The organism is Eximiradius sp. (assembly GCA_937127445.1).
In the GTDB taxonomy this organism is placed as follows: Bacteria; Bacteroidota; Ignavibacteria; order Kapaibacteriales; family UBA2268; genus JAKIZO01.
In genome coordinates, this window is the sequence record CAKZLY010000018.1 from 87086 (window position 1) to 101942 (window position 14857).

The following is a 14857-nucleotide window of genomic DNA, read 5'->3' on the forward strand; positions in this document are numbered from 1 at the left end:
CCAAATTATCAATGATTTTTTGTTATTTATATCGGGAAAAATACCAAAAACTGAACCAGACTACCTTAATAGTTCAAGTTCTGAAGTAATTTCACAACCAGCTGCTTTAAACATAGCAATTGCTGGACAATAAGTTGTTTGCGAAAGTTCGACAGCTCTTTGTAAATCTTTTAATTCTGCATCAGGACTTTTCAAAATATATTTAATATGAACTTTTGTGAATACTTTTGGGTGATTATCGTGTCGTTCGCCATCAATAATCGCTTTGAATGCTTCAACGGTTTTTCTTTTTTTACGAACTATTGCAACAACATCCATAGAAGTGCAAGCCGCAAGAGCTTGCAGCATTATTTCCATTGGGCGCGGAGCAATATTTTCTCCACCGTTTTCAGGCAGAGCATCGAAGTGAGTTTTATGTTCATCGGGACTAATACCAACAAAATGCATATTTTCAACAAGTTCGAGTTCGATTTTCATAATAAAATATATCAAAGTTTAACAATATTTGGTATAAACGAAATAAGTAAAAATAAATTAAATAAACAATTTAAATAAATTCATTTTTGTAAAAAGAGAGGATATTGTTGCGTAATATCCTCTCTTTAAAATATAAAGTGTTTTTGTTATACAACAAATGGGAGTTTCACAACTTCGGCTGGGAAGAATTTTCCGCGAGCTTCGATTTCTATTTTTGTTCCTGGTTCTTTGTATGCAGCTTCGACATACCCCAAACCAATTGTCTTATTAAGAGTAGGAGAAAGGTTGCCGCTTGTAACCTCGCCTATTTGTTTTTCATCAGCATAGATTTTGTAGTGCTGACGAGGAATAAATTTATCAACGGTAATGACAAATCCTACTAAGTTTCTTTTAGGTTTCTCTTCTTTTACTTTTGCTAAGACGTCACTACCATTGAATTTACCTTTGTTGAGTTTTGTAATCCAGCCCAAACCAGCTTCAATTGGATTTGTGGTTTCATCAATATCATTACCATAGAGGCAATATGCTTTTTCCAATCTCAAAGTGTCGCGGCAACCCAAACCAACAGGCTCTAATCCAAACTCTTTGCCAGCTTCGAGCACATCGTCCCAAATTTTTTCGGCAACTGAAGTATCACCTCTAAAATACAATTCAAAGCCTAATTCGCCAGTATAACCAGTTCTTGAAATGATTGCATCAAAGTCGGAAATTTTACCCATTTTGAAATTATAATACTCGATAGGATTTAGGTCAATATCAGCAATTTTCTGGATAGTAGCTTTGGAATTTGGTCCTTGAATGGCTAATAGATTTATATCATCAGTTGCATTGTAAAGTTCAACTTCAAATCCTTCTTTGTTTTTCAGGCACCAATCCCAATCTTTATTGATATTAGCACCATTGACAACAAGCATCCAGAATTCGGGTTCGATGCAATAAACGAGCAAATCGTCTACAATGCCACCATTTTCATAACACATAGCTGAATATTGCACCTTTCCCGGAGATAGTTTAGAAGCATCATTTGTTGTGATTTTTTGGATGAATGCCAAAGCATCTTTTCCTTTCACTTCAAATTCACCCATATGTGACACATCGAACATTCCGACAGAATTTCTCACTAAATTATGTTCAAAAATTATTCCTTTGGGATATTGAATAGGCATTTCATAGCCGGCAAAAGATACTATTTTTGCATTAGCATTTAAATGCTTCTGATAAAAACGTGTCTTTTTCATTTTTTTCTCCATTTTAAAAATTTCATGTTTACAAATATATGTTATTTTTAAATCAAATGTTCGTTTGAAATGTTCGTTTGATAAAAATAAATTTTGTTCTTTAAAGAAACAGAAAAATTTATTATATTGTAGATCTTATTTTGTAAAAATTTTTAAATTAATTTGTTGAATTTTTTGTAATTGGGTGCATCAAATGTCTAATATTGAAAATCAAAATGTCGTCGGTGAAAATAATGAAAAATTAGAAGTAACTAGTTCTGAAATCATTAACCAACCATCATCTGAAAACTTACCTGCTGAACCGGTAACGCAAACAAACGAACCTGCAAAAGATATAAGCAGTGGTAGCGCCTCAGATGAAACTGCACCCAAAGTGGAACACCCAATTGAGATAAGTGAAGAAGAAAAAGCACGAATTGCAGCCGAGGCGAAAAAACGTGCCGAAGAAAAGCAAAAGCAATTCGATGCTGATTTTTCCAAAATCAAAGAGGCTTTTGAAAAAGGTGAAACGATAGAAACCAAAGTTACTAGTAGAATCAAAGGTGGACTGCGTTTAATGTATAACGATATTCCGTTATTTCTGCCAACATCTCATTTTGGGATTAAAAGAAATCCATCAGAAGAAGAACTCACTGCTGTAATTGGCTCCAATATGCAGGTTCACATACACGAAATTTCAGAAGATGATGATAAGAGAAAAACTATTATCGTTAGCAGAAAGAAAATCCTTTTGGACAATATCTGGAATAAGATAAAAGTTGGTGATATAGTCGAAGGGACAGTATCATCAGTTGCAAGTTTTGGAATTTTCCTTGATTTAGGTGGCATTGAAGGATTAATACATATTTCGAGGTTATCACAACAGCACATAGAATCAACTAAAGATTTTGCTAAACGTGGCGACAAAATGCAAGCTGTTGTAATTGAAATAGACAAAGAAAACAATAAAATTGCTTTAAGCCGCAAAGAACTCGAAAAATCCCCGTGGGAAGGTATTGAGCAGAAGTATCCTGTTGATTCTGTGGTTAAAGGTATTGTTAGACGCTTTACTAATTTTGGTGCATATGTAGAAATTGAAAAAGGCTTGGATGGATTGGTTCGCTTGAACGAATTATCTTGGACAAAGAGAATTAAAAACCCTGCTGATTGCTTGCAAATTGACAATGAATATGAATTTAAAGTAACGAATGCATCGGAAGAAAAGAAAACATTGCATTTGTCGTTGAAAAGACTAACGGAAAATCCGTGGCAATTTATTAAAGAAAAATTCGTTCCTGAGAAGTTATTCAATGGTGTTGTCAAACAAGTATTAGCACAGGGTTGCGTTGTAACAGTAGAAGATGAAGTTGATGGATTTATGCCTCGTAGCAAAATGAAAAACCTGTTGCGCGGCAATAAAATTCCTTTCAAAGTAGGGCAAGCTGTAGAAGTGATTATCAGCGATGTATCAGTAGAAGAAGAATCTATGATATTAGAGCCTAATCCAGAATATTTCAACACTGCAATATCTATTGAAAACAAACCTAAGCCAAAAGAAAAAAGACCTTCGAAAGAACTACAAACTGATAAATCTGAAGGAGGATTTTCTATTGCAGATTTATTGCCTGAATCAGTAACAGAATCACTTCTTGACAATAACAAATAAATGTTCGTATAAAAAAGCAAAAACCCCGCTCGAAAGCGGGTTTTTTTGTATTTGAATGATTATCTAATAACTAATTCAGGTGTGCTTTTATTAATTCTGGATTCGAAATGTTTGGTTTTGTATTTACGAATTTGGCGAATAATTTTTTCACTTGCTGTATGAAGACTTTTGTGAAAGTCGTCGCTGCTTTCAGTTGCTTTAAGCGTAGTACCTTGCAAATGCACTGTAAATTCGACTGTTTTAAGTGTATCATTTACGAACACCACATTAGATGAAATAATTCCGTCGTGGTATTTCTCAAAACTTTTCGATAGTTCGATAGCTTCTTCGTGCAATTGAGGATGATTTCCTTTGAAATGGCGGAATGTTACTTTAGTTTGCATAGCAACCTCGCTAAAAAATTCGTTTAACACATCTCTCTTAATGAGAGCATTTAAAAGAACATCTAAAATTAATCACGTAGAATTTAACAAAACATTGTTAATATTTTAACATTTTTTTCAATTTAAATTATGAGCGAGGATGAAACGAATGATAAACTTCACGAAGATAATCTCTATCTAAATGAGTATAAATCTGAGTTGTAGAAATATCTGAATGCCCCAGCATTTCCTGAACAGCTCGTAAATCTGCCCCACCTTCAATCAAATGAGTAGCAAAAGAATGCCTGAACATATGAGGGTGAACATCTTTTTCAATTCCTGCAATTTTTGCATAATTTCGTAGCAATTTCCAAATACCCATCCGAGAAAATTTATTTCCTCTCTGATTAAGAAATATGGTATTTCCAGAAACACCTAAACGATAGAATTGAATTCGCACATTGTTGATATATAAATTAAGCCAATTTAATGCAAAAGAGCCAATTGGGACAATTCTTTCCTTGGCACCTTTTCCGAAAACACGGACAATTTCGGCATCAAAGACAACTTGATTTATTTCAAGATTAATCAGTTCGGATACTCTCAACCCGCAAGCATAAAGCACTTCCATAATTGCTCTATCGCGTAGTCCGGCGGGACGAGATGTGTCCGCTGCTTCAATCATAGCGTTCACTTCCGCAAAAGATAATACTTCGGGCAAAGCACGGCGTATTTTGGGAAGTTCGATTAAATCTGTAAAATCGTTTTTTGATTTCCCAATGGAAACAAGATATTTGTGCAAAGCTCGAATAGAAGACAAATACCTACTTTTCGAAGAAGCAGCAAGTCCAATTTCAGATAGAAGTTCAATAAATTGAGTAACCAGCTTTTCGTTGCTTTCTGAAAAACTTGTAATATTCCGTGAAAGAAGAAATTCAGCATAAGTTTTAACATCGTGTTCATAAGATGAACGCGTGTTTTCGGACAAACCTTTTTCTAAGGAAATATAATTGAGGAATCCTTTTAAATTGCGAATAAAGTCCAGTGGCAAATTTGTTTTTGAAGTAATCATTTTTTCTTGTTGAATTGAATGAGCATAAACCAACCAGCCCTATCCCCACCAAGTAATAAAGCTAACTTGCGGGCGATCCGCTGCATAGGACGGTTAAAACGTTCCAGTTTATCGTAATAAGTTAGCACAGTTTTTATTTTAATATTTTCAACTGGAAGTTTTTGTAACATTTTAAAAGCTTCTTTACGAGTGTAAGCTTTGGTCCCGGGGCTTTCCATTTTGTTCCACAGCACATTAGAGAGCGAAAGCCACGGTTTAAATTTGAGCAAAGCGTGTTTTATCCAGAACAGATAAGCGAGTATGCTATGACGGTGATATATCATTATTTTTGCTGTTCCACCAGGCGCGAGCACACGAACAATCTCTTTAAGTGCGGCTTCGGTATCGGGAGTATGGTGAATAACGCCCCAACTCCATACCAAATCGAAAAAGTTATTCTGGAAAGGCAGATTTTCGCAGTCGGCAACCTGAATACTTTCAGCTTGAAAGCCATAAATATTAAGCCTATGATGGACATGTTCGCAAGCTTGTTCGGTTAAATCTACTCCGAAAACCTTTGCACCGGCTCTTGCCCATTGCAAGAAATCGGTGCCCGCGCCAACACCTACTTCAAGCACTTTTTTGCCGTACCAGCGGGTAAATTCTGCAAATGCAAATATTTCAGGTTGAATCGTATATCGAAATTCTTCTATTTCTTCGAAATAATCCTTAGTGAATTTTTCTTTACTGCTGCTCCAAGAACCACAAGTTTCGTTATTCCAGTAATTTTTTACATCGTATTTTAATTTTTCTTCACTCATAATAATTTACATTAAAATTTTTTAACATTCTTATATTTGCAAAAATAAATAATAAAATATCAATTATATTTGTATATTTTGAATTATTTTTTTCGAAAACATTAATCGAAATTAATGAAATTAATAAATTTCGAAAATATTGTCAAAATAGCTGACCAACTATCAATAAAACAAAAATTTCTATGTGTGATTTTCTTTCAATTTATTTATGCTATTTCATTAATTTATTTTTATGGTAAAATAGGACAATCCATTACTTTTCTTATAGTACTGCCCGCATTTATTTCGGCATTCTTATTGAACTCAGTTCAGACAGTGTTGTCAATTTCATTTTCTGCATTATTTACAATATATTATGTACAGTATTGGGCAAATGAAATTGATTTTTCGCTTATCAAATTATCTATTGGCTTCTTATTAACATATTTATTATCATTTTTCATAAGCAAATTAATTGAAACAACCCGACAATATCAAGACGAAGTCCAAAACCGCAAGAAAATTGAAGAGAATTTGCTGAGGGCAAATGAAGAATTAAAATTATATGTTGAACGGCTTGAAGTAGAAATCCAAGAGAAATACAACACTGAAAGGACGCTGCGTAAGTCCGAAGAACAGTATAAAGAACTTGTTGAAAAAGCAAATATTGGAATAATAATCGATGATGTAGACGGAAACATCAAGTATTTCAACGAGCAACTTTGTGTTATCACAGGCTATTCAGCAAGCGAAATGATTATGATGAATATCAAAGACATAGTATATGAAAAAGATTTGCCAATAGTTTTGGAAAAGCATCAAAAAAGAATCATGGGCAATAATCCGTATGAGAGGTATGAATTTCGTCTAAGGACAAAAAATAAGAAAATTTTATTTGTCGAAGCTGATGTATCTGTAATTATGCAGCAGCAAATAGTTATTGGGACAAAAGCATATATTTGGGATATCACTAAGAGAAAATTAACAGAACTTGCTTTGAAAGAAAGCGAAGAGCGTTTCAGAAGTATTTACAATAATGCAACGATAGGATTTTATCGACTTTCAAATGATGGACGACTACTAATGGGTAATCCTAAATTTTTTGAAATGCTTAAAATTTCTGAAAGAGAATTATTGAATAAAAAAATCGAAGAAGTTTTAGAAGTAGATGAAAACCGTCAAAATTTTCTGGAAATAATAAAAAGAGAAAAGAGGATAAACGGATACGAAAGCGAATGGTATAGAAAAGACGGTGCTTTATTTTTCGGTCGTGAGACTGCCTGGACAATAACTGATGAAAAAGGCGATATTCAATATATAGATGTTATTCTTGAAGATGTTTCGCTAAAAAAGCAAGTTGAAGCGGAACGTGAGCAGCTCATTTCGCTTCTGCAAAGTGCAAAGAGCGAAATAAAAGTGTTGAGCGGACTATTGCCAATTTGTGCTTCTTGCAAGCGAATACGTAATGAAGATGGGAATTGGTCTAATATTGAGCAATATATAGACGAACATTCCGAGGCTGAATTCAGCCACGGAATATGTCCGGACTGTGCAAGGAAGTTATATCCAAGTGCTTACAAATAGACTTCTACTTCTGCAAAAGCGTCAACAGTTTCGTAAACTTTAATTCCAAGTTTTTTAATATTGGGGAATTTTCGGAATTCCTGTTGAAAATGCTCGGCCAAGAATTTAGAAATGTTTTCGCAAGTAGTAAAGTTATTAATTACAAAGTGTCGGAAATTATTATTGGCTAAAAAATCTAACATAACTTTATCTTGTCGGTCCACAATGAAAGAATGGTCGAGCTGTTCAATAATTGGTCGAATTATTCGCTCGATGTGGTAGAAATCAATCAGCATACCGTTTTCGTTAGGTTCTCCTTCTAAGGATAGCTGCATTTTATAGGAATGTCCGTGAATATTCTTGCAATTTCCTTCGTGATAAGGGAGACGATGACTCATTTCCCAAGCAAATTCCTTTGCAATTCGCATATTAGTCCCTTTTATAAGTCGCAACAATAGTGCTTGTTATACCACCGCGCACACCCCATTGGCTAATGACTTGCATTTCAAGTGGTTTGCAAGCAGCAACTAAATCGTCTAAAATTTGGTTTGTAACTGCTTCGTAGTATATACCTTTATTTCTGAATTCCAAAAAATAGTATTTCAAAGATTTAAGTTCCAAGCATAATTCGTCAGGTATGTAGGTAATAGTGATTGTTCCAAAATCAGGTAAACCTGTTTTCGGGCAAACAGAAGTAAATTCGTGATTAACGTGGGTAATTTCATAGTGGCGTCCAGGGCTTGGATTTGGAAATGTTTCAATTTGCATAATTTTTTCTCCATTTTTATTGATACAAATTCAATAAAATATTATTAATTTTATTTTTTTATGACGAATGAGATTAAAAATGAGTGATGAATTAGGATATATTTACGGGAAAAACTCTGTTCGTGAGGCTTTGAGGTCGCAATCAGAAAAAATCAGCAAAATTTATGTATTATTTAATATTCAAAGTAGAGAAATATCATCTATTATTGCAATTGCAAGAAAACACAAAATTCCGTGTGTCCAACTTGATAAGAACAAATTTAATGCTCTGGAAAAACGTGTTTGCCCCGAAGGCAGTCGCTCGCAAGGAATAATTGCTTTACAGGAATTAGTTGAGAACTTGACTCTTGGTGAATTGCTTGATAAAATAAAGATAAGTGAGAATCCAATGTTAGTGATATTAGATGGTATTACAGACCCGCATAATTTAGGTGCAATCGCTCGTGCGGCTGAGTGCGCAGGTGTAAAAGGTATCATAATACCTGAACGCAAAGCTGCAACAATTACACCTGTTGCAATGAAATCGTCTGCTGGTGCATTACAGTATTTATCTGTTGCTTATGTATCGAACACAAATCTGGCCATTCAAAAGTTAAAAGAATCTGGTTTTTGGATAATTGGCACTTCTGATAAATCAAAAAATTTATATTTAGATAACATATACAATCAGCCAATAGCAATAATAATTGGAAGTGAAGGTAGTGGAATTAAACCATCAGTTGCAAAGCATTGCGATTATCTTGTTAAAATTCCTATGCAGGGGAAAGTGTCCTCGCTTAACGCATCTGTTGCGGCTGGTGTAATTCTATTTGAAGCAGTACGTCAAAGAAATTATGCAAGGAAATAATAATGAAAAAGAGAATTGCTATCTATCCCGGCACCTTCGACCCTATCACAAATGGGCATCTCGATGTTATCGAACGAGCAGCAGAAATGTTCGATAAAGTGATAGTAGTAATAGCAATAAATACAAAAAAAGTAAATTTATTCAACGAGCAGGAAAGGCTGGAACTTGCTCGAAAATCTCTTTCGCATTTACCGAACGTAGAAGTAGTTTTTCATAGTGGGTTAACAGTGGATTTTGCTCGGTCGGTTGGTGCAGTTTCGATAATTCGGGGTATTCGTGCGGTATCAGATTTTGAATATGAATTTCAAATTGCATTAATGAATAGAAAGCTCGCACCAGAAGTGCATACCTTATTTCTAATGCCTCACGAAAAATACACTTACCTTAATTCAAGCATTATTCGTGAATTAGCCCGCTTTAGAGAAGATGTTTCGGAGTTTGTTCCACCTTGTGTTGCCGAAAAACTAAAAGAAAAATATAACGGTAAATAATATGATTATTTGCGGAGTGATGACTGGCACATCGCTTGATGGCATCGATATTGCTATATGTGAATTTAATTTCTTTCAAAATAAATTTAAATTTGAGCTCATATGGCACGGGCACTTTTGTTTTTTTTATGAGCTGAGAGACTTATTGTTGGAAATAATTTCAAAAAAACATATTGATTTAAGAACTTTGTCTCAACTGAATATTGCTTATACAAATGAAATTGCAATTGCAATTGAAGATGCTAAGGGGAAAAGTGGGATTTCGAATATTGAAGCAGTTGGCTTACACGGTCAAACACTCTGGCACAATCCTGAAAAAGAAGCATTTTCCGGACAAAGTGTTGCGTCTACTTTCCAGCTTGGCAGTGGAGCGCACCTTGCTACTATTCTAAACACAAAAGTAGTATATGACTACCGCACTTCTGATATTTCGTTAGGAGGACAAGGAGCACCGCTTGTACCATTTTTTGACTACCACTTTCTTAAATCAATGAATGAAAATGTAATTGCATTAAATATTGGTGGAATATCGAATATCACGTTTTTGCCAAAAAATTGTTCCGCAGATGAAGTAATTGCATTTGATTGCGGACCTGGCAATTGCTTGATTGATATTTGTGCTCAGAAATTGTTCGGTGTTGATTATGATGATAATGGTCATTTAGCTTCGCAAGGGGGAATTATTCCTGAAATTTTCGATAAACTTACCACTATTAATTTTATCAGGCAAAAACCTCCCAAATCAACAGGAAAAGAACTCTTCAATATTAGTTTGATTGAAAAGTTTTTTGGCAAATATTCAAAATACGATATTATAAGAACTGTTACTGAATTCACTGTTTATGCAATTGCTGAAAATGTTATATTATACGCAGATCCTGTTTCTAAGATAGTTGTTTCTGGTGGTGGAGCAAAGAATTCTTTTCTATTATCATCTCTAAAAAGACAAATTGAAGGCTCGAAAATAACAATTATTGATGAGATAGGTATTCCGAGTAGTGCCAAAGAAGCAATTGCATTTGCTTTTCTTGCTTATTGCAGATTGTTAGGTATTGCGACAAATCTACCTTCTGTAACAGGTGCAAGCGAAGCAATTTCGCTTGGCGTTATTGCAGGTAATTAAATTATTCATTTCTCGATTTATTTATATAAATTCTATTTTTTTCATTTTTTGGTAATTTTCTATTTAACAAATGTTTAATAATTTGATTATAGAGATAATTGGAGGCATATAGAAATGTTTGTTTACTTGGGTGGAATCTTTTTACTAATTATTGCCTATTTTACTTGGGGCAAATTTGTTGAAAAGGTAATTGGGATTGACAGCAAAAATACCACTCCTGCATATACAGTAGCAGACGGAGTGGACTACGTACCGTTACCGACGTGGAAAGTATATCTTATACAATTGCTGAATATTGCAGGATTAGGTCCGATTTTTGGTGCATTACAAGGGGCATTATGGGGACCAGCGGCATATTTATGGATAGTTTTTGGCTGTATTTTCGGTGGCGCAGTTCACGACTTTGTATCTGGAATGATGTCTTTGCGACACAAAGGCGCAAGTCTTCCTGAACTTCACGGTATTTATTTAGGTAACGTAATTAAGAACATTATGCGTGTATTTATTGTTCTGATGATGATTTTAGTTGGGGTTGTATTTGTCAAAGGTCCTGCTGATCTATTAAACCTGATTTTTACAAATCAAGGGATACAATTAAATACATATTTCTGGATAGCCCTCATATTTGTTTATTACATTCTTGCAACGTTGCTGCCCATAGACAAAATAATTGGAAGAATATATCCAATTTTTGGCATTGCACTACTTGTAATGGTGTTTGGAGTAGGAATAGGTATATTAGTCGAAGGATATACTTTACCTGCATTTACGCTCGAGAATTTACATCCAAAGGATATACCAATCTGGTCAACGATGTTTATAACTATTGCTTGCGGAGCATTGTCGGGATTTCATGCGACACAATCGCCGATGATGGCTCGATGCCTGAAAGATGAGAAAAATGCAAGAAAGGTATTCTATGGCGCTATGATAGCAGAGGGATTAATTGCTATGATTTGGGCAACAGTTGGTATGGCATTTTATAAAGGAGGAACAGCTGGGCTCGCAGCTGCTCTTGCAAATGGCGGCCCTAATACTGTTGTATATCAAGCTTGCGTAACTTTGATGGGGGTAGCAGGTGGAGTATTGGCTGTATTGGGCGTAGTGGTTTGCCCAATAACGTCTGGAGATACTGCATTTCGTGCTGCACGAATTATATTGGCTGATATGCTTAGCATAGAACAAAAATCCATTATTAAAAGGTTGCTAATTGCTTTACCGATGTTTGCTGTATCAGTTTATATTACTTTCATTGATTTTTCAACTATATGGAAGTATTTTGCTTGGAGCAATCAAGTGCTGGGAACTGTTACGCTCTGGGCTTGTTCGGTATTTCTATATAAATATCGTGGTTCGTATCACTGGATTACCACTATTCCTGCATTATTTATGACGTCTGTAACGATTACATTTATTTTAACACAGCCAATAGGCTTCAATCTTACTTATTCAGTCGGCAACTGGGTTAATTTATTAGTTGTAATTTCCTGTCTGATTATTTTCTTAACTTTAGGAAAGAAATTTTCACATACAATTGCAGAAGTAAGTATGTAATCTCTATATTTTACTTATATATAATAAAATAAAAATGTTTCGTTATTATTTTTATGATTGATGTTATTAACATATCAAAAAGTAATAACACATACGACTTTAATGAAAAAGTTGGAGTAAATTATTTTTCACAGGAAAAGAACCAAAACAATAATGAATTAATTAAATTAAATAAAAAAAATAAGGATACTTTTACAAAATCGAGTGAACTATCGGAGAAAGAGAAGAAGATTGTTGAGGAGTTAAAGCGTCGGGACGAAGCAGTACGCCAACACGAGCAAGCACATATAGCTGCCGGCGGCAGTCTTGTTCGTGGTGGAGCTAATTTCAATTATCAGGTGGGCCCCGATGGCAAACATTATGCGATTGGTGGTGAAGTGCAAATTGATGTGTCGCCCGAAGATACTCCTGAAGCCACCATCAGAAAAATGCAGCAGGTGCAGAGAGCTGCTCTTGCACCTGCCGATCCTTCCCCACAAGATAGAGCAGTTGCAGCAATGGCAAGCCGCATAGAAGCACAAGCAGCGGCTGAACAGCGTTCTAATCAATCTAATTCATCTATTATCAATTCAAAATCAAATAATTCGGAAGCAAGAAAATCATCAACAAATATTTCTCCACAAGCAAAACTTGCTCTTTCGGCATACCAAAAATCAAATTATTCATTTTAACTTTTCTATTTTTTAGCAATATATTTTTATTTTTTATTTTATTCACAAATTGTTATTTTGTGTTAATAATACTTATAATGTCGGAAATCAGAATGAAAAAAGTTGCTTACTTGTTGCTTGTATTAGTTTTTACTGCTTGCATAAATTTGAAATCACCATATCCAGACATAAAGTATTATAGGCTTTCAAACGAGCCACTGATGCTTGTTAATCTGGATACTTTTCCTGTATCGGTTCAACTGCGAAATATTACAATTAATGATGAGTTTAATACTGACCACATTATTGCAACAGATGCACAAACGAGGAAAGTACAAGTATATTATTACAATCGCTGGATTTCAAAATTCGATGATTTGGCAACGGGATTTTTGCTGTCCCGCATATCGTCTTATGGTGTTTTCGCTGGTGGATTTCATCCCGCCTCGGGCATAAACGACCCTGACTATATTCTTGAAGGCAGAATTACAAACTTTATTGCAATCAACAGCGAGAAGAAAAACGCGCCTGATGCAAATTCAGTTGAAATTACGATAAATTGCTCATTTTATAGAAGAAGCAATGAATTTTCGGGGCTTAACTTGCTATTTAACAAGTCATATACTCAAAGAGTTAATCGTATAAATTATTTTGTCGAGACCATTCCTCTTGCAACAAGCAGAGCTATGGCATTAATTTCCGATATGATACTTGTTGATATGATTAATCATATAAAATTGGATAAAAATAACAACTAATTAGGTAAAAGTATGGATTTTTCTGTTCGTTTAATTGATCCCAAAACTGAGCTAAAAAAATTTATCAAAGCACAATGGAATTTTTACAAAAAAAACGATAACTTTGTCCCACCATTATTAGCAGACCAATTAAAAACCTTAAATATTGAAAAAAATCCTTTTTTTAAACATTCTGAAATTGCTTTTTTTGTCGCAGAAAATAATAGCAAAGAAATTATTGGGCGAATTGCAGCAATCAAGAATGACAATCACAATGCAACACACAAGGATAAAGTTGGTTTCTTTGGCTTTTTCGAGTGCATTAATGAACAGAGTGTTGCCGATGCTTTATTTGCAGAAGCTGAGGAATGGCTTAAATTGAAAGGTTTGGATACGATACGAGGTCCGGTAAATCTCTCTCTAAATGATACAATTGGCTTGCTAATTGAAGGCTTCGATAGTCCTCCAGTTGTACTGATGACTTACAATCCACAATATTATATTACTTTAATTGAAAACGCAGGATTTTCGAAAGCAAAAGATTTGTATGCATATTTATTGGATAAAAATGACTACTTAACTGATAAATTAATTCGTTTGCAATCAGCGATTCGCGAAAGATATAAAATAACAGTTAGAAATGTAGCATTTCGGGATAAAGTGCAATTCAGGCAAGATGTTGAAACTTTGAAGGGAATATATAATGGTGCCTGGGAACCCAACTGGGGATTTGTCAAGATGACAGATGAAGAATTTGATTTTCTTGCAGCAGATTTGAAACAAATTGCTGAACCGGACTTTACTTTTATCGCTGAAATTGATGGTAAGCCTGCTGGATTTGTGCTTGCCCTTCCCGATATTAATGTATGTCTGAAATATAACAAATCGGGAGGTTTGCTCGCAGGTATTTGGCATCTGCTAACTAAGAAGAAGCAAATAAATCTTGTTAGAATTATTGTATTAGGTGTATTGCCAGAATTTCAGAAAACGGGTATCGACGCAGTTTTATATTATGAACTTGGCGTTCGTTCTGAAAAGCATGGGATTCGTTACGGTGAAGCATCCTGGATACTCGAAGATAATGTTATGATGAATCGAGCTTTACAGACAACCGTAAAAGGGAAGCTTTACAAAAAATATCGAATTTATGACCGCGCAATTAAATAATTTTTCCACATATTGTTTGCATATTCAAATCAGTAGAAAAGTAAAGATTAAAATTGGGAAGCTCGGAGCAATCGAATTTCCCAAGGGAATATACTTATATTGCGGAAGTGCTCGCAGTAATTTTGATGCAAGGATAAATCGCCATCTTAAGCGAGACAAGAAAATTCACTGGCATATTGATTATTTACTTGAAAACAAATATTCAAAGATTGTCAAAATTGAGAAGTTCAAATTAAGCGAAAATACTGAATGCACGCTGTTGAAGCAGTATATCTCGAACAATTTAGCTGAAAAGTTTGCAATTGGGTTCGGTGCATCTGATTGCAGAAACGGATGCAGTACACATCTGCTAAGACTTTTGTAAAAAACAATTTTCTTGATTAA

The 14857-nt window shown here is 34.6% G+C and carries 17 protein-coding genes; 10 read left to right on the forward strand and 7 right to left on the reverse strand.

The window, feature by feature from the left end:
- Positions 1-60: 60 nt before the first annotated feature.
- Together AC6QZF_RS05805 and gcvT are read right to left on the reverse strand one after the other, a co-directional pair.
- The gene (locus tag AC6QZF_RS05805) at positions 61-477 is read right to left on the reverse strand and encodes an OsmC family protein (RefSeq protein WP_499798935.1); all 417 of its coding nucleotides are present in this window, start codon (positions 475-477) and stop codon (positions 61-63) included.
- A gap of 146 nt (positions 478-623) precedes the next feature.
- Positions 624-1715: a glycine cleavage system aminomethyltransferase GcvT gene (gcvT, locus tag AC6QZF_RS05810; RefSeq protein WP_499798936.1), complete on the reverse strand. Its 1092-nt coding sequence runs from the start codon at positions 1713-1715 to the stop codon at positions 624-626.
- A 193-nt stretch (positions 1716-1908) separates the two neighbouring features.
- Between gcvT and AC6QZF_RS05815 the strand changes: the two genes are divergently transcribed.
- Positions 1909-3360 carry a S1 RNA-binding domain-containing protein gene (locus AC6QZF_RS05815; protein ID WP_499798937.1) on the forward strand — a complete coding sequence of 484 codons (1452 nt, stop codon included), beginning with the start codon at positions 1909-1911 and terminating at the stop codon, positions 3358-3360.
- 59 nt (positions 3361-3419) lie between these two features.
- On the opposite strand, the gene hpf is transcribed toward AC6QZF_RS05815, so the two are convergent.
- The 3 genes from hpf to AC6QZF_RS05830 form a co-directional block, all read right to left on the reverse strand.
- On the reverse strand, positions 3420-3743 hold the full coding sequence (gene hpf / locus AC6QZF_RS05820; protein ID WP_499798938.1) for a ribosome hibernation-promoting factor, HPF/YfiA family: 324 nt from the start codon (positions 3741-3743) through the stop codon (positions 3420-3422).
- Between the two features lie 127 nt (positions 3744-3870).
- On the reverse strand, positions 3871-4794 hold the full coding sequence (gene xerD / locus AC6QZF_RS05825; protein WP_499798939.1) for a site-specific tyrosine recombinase XerD: 924 nt from the start codon (positions 4792-4794) through the stop codon (positions 3871-3873).
- Positions 4791-5594 (reverse strand): class I SAM-dependent methyltransferase, encoded by an 804-nt coding sequence (locus tag AC6QZF_RS05830; RefSeq protein WP_499798940.1) that lies wholly within the window; start codon positions 5592-5594, stop codon positions 4791-4793. The genes xerD and AC6QZF_RS05830 overlap by 4 nt, the downstream gene beginning before the upstream one ends.
- Positions 5595-5708: 114 nt before the next feature.
- Here AC6QZF_RS05830 and AC6QZF_RS05835 point away from each other — a divergent pair, with 114 nt between their 5' ends.
- A complete protein-coding gene (locus tag AC6QZF_RS05835) occupies positions 5709-7157 on the forward strand; it encodes a PAS domain-containing protein (RefSeq protein ID WP_499798941.1) in 1449 nt (482 codons plus the stop codon).
- Here the strand turns inward: AC6QZF_RS05835 and AC6QZF_RS05840 are convergent.
- Complete coding sequence (locus AC6QZF_RS05840) at positions 7148-7564, reverse strand: 6-pyruvoyl trahydropterin synthase family protein (protein ID WP_499798942.1); 417 nt, start codon at positions 7562-7564, stop codon at positions 7148-7150. The genes AC6QZF_RS05835 and AC6QZF_RS05840 overlap by 10 nt on opposite strands.
- A gap of 1 nt (position 7565) precedes the next feature.
- Complete coding sequence (gene queF / locus AC6QZF_RS05845) at positions 7566-7904, reverse strand: preQ(1) synthase (protein WP_499798943.1); 339 nt, start codon at positions 7902-7904, stop codon at positions 7566-7568.
- A gap of 79 nt (positions 7905-7983) precedes the next feature.
- On the opposite strand from queF, the gene rlmB reads away from it, so the two are divergent.
- The 8 genes from rlmB (at position 7984) to AC6QZF_RS05885 (ending at position 14837) form a co-directional block, all read left to right on the forward strand.
- Positions 7984-8751, forward strand: a complete 768-nt coding sequence (gene rlmB / locus AC6QZF_RS05850) for a 23S rRNA (guanosine(2251)-2'-O)-methyltransferase RlmB (protein ID WP_499798944.1) — start codon at positions 7984-7986, stop codon at positions 8749-8751.
- Positions 8752-8753: 2 nt separating this feature from the next.
- Positions 8754-9242 (forward strand): pantetheine-phosphate adenylyltransferase, encoded by a 489-nt coding sequence (coaD, locus tag AC6QZF_RS05855; RefSeq protein ID WP_499798945.1) that lies wholly within the window; start codon positions 8754-8756, stop codon positions 9240-9242.
- A gap of 1 nt (position 9243) precedes the next feature.
- Complete coding sequence (locus AC6QZF_RS05860; protein ID WP_499798946.1) at positions 9244-10365, forward strand: anhydro-N-acetylmuramic acid kinase; 1122 nt, start codon at positions 9244-9246, stop codon at positions 10363-10365.
- Between the two features lie 114 nt (positions 10366-10479).
- The gene (locus AC6QZF_RS05865; RefSeq protein ID WP_499798947.1) at positions 10480-11919 is read left to right on the forward strand and encodes a carbon starvation CstA family protein; all 1440 of its coding nucleotides are present in this window, start codon (positions 10480-10482) and stop codon (positions 11917-11919) included.
- 53 nt (positions 11920-11972) lie between these two features.
- On the forward strand, positions 11973-12590 hold the full coding sequence (locus AC6QZF_RS05870) for a putative metalloprotease CJM1_0395 family protein (protein WP_499798948.1): 618 nt from the start codon (positions 11973-11975) through the stop codon (positions 12588-12590).
- A gap of 92 nt (positions 12591-12682) precedes the next feature.
- Positions 12683-13327, forward strand: a complete 645-nt coding sequence (locus AC6QZF_RS05875) for a hypothetical protein (RefSeq protein ID WP_499798949.1) — start codon at positions 12683-12685, stop codon at positions 13325-13327.
- Positions 13328-13339: 12 nt separating this feature from the next.
- A complete protein-coding gene (locus tag AC6QZF_RS05880; RefSeq protein WP_499798950.1) occupies positions 13340-14473 on the forward strand; it encodes a GNAT family N-acetyltransferase in 1134 nt (377 codons plus the stop codon).
- Entirely contained in the window at positions 14454-14837 is a 384-nt protein-coding gene (locus AC6QZF_RS05885) for a GIY-YIG nuclease family protein (RefSeq protein WP_499798951.1), read from the forward strand. The genes AC6QZF_RS05880 and AC6QZF_RS05885 overlap by 20 nt, the downstream gene beginning before the upstream one ends.
- Positions 14838-14857 lie beyond the last annotated feature (20 nt).